At 73.8% G+C, this 240-nt stretch carries 1 protein-coding gene; it reads left to right on the plus strand.

What is annotated here, in order from left to right:
- Positions 1–240: CDP-glycerol glycerophosphotransferase family protein (locus tag IF29_RS43050; protein WP_037598811.1), on the plus strand; the 240-nt coding region annotated here is incomplete at both ends.

The following is a 240-nucleotide window of genomic DNA, read 5'->3' on the forward strand; positions in this document are numbered from 1 at the left end:
CGCCCAGCACCCCGGTGCTGCGCCGCGCCCTGCGCTACACCGGCACCGTGCTGGAGACCGGCCTGCCGCGCACCGACCAGCTCCACGCCCCCGACCGCGACAAACGCGCCCAGGCCGTGCGTGAGCAACTCGGCCTGCCGCCGGGCAAGACCGTGGTGCTGTACGCGCCGACCTGGCGCGAGGACCAGCTCGGGTTCGACAACATCCTGCGCCTGAACCTGCAACTGGACCTGGCCGCCG

This window comes from Streptacidiphilus jeojiense, assembly GCF_000719095.1.
GTDB lineage: Bacteria > Actinomycetota > Actinomycetes > Streptomycetales > Streptomycetaceae > Streptacidiphilus > Streptacidiphilus jeojiensis.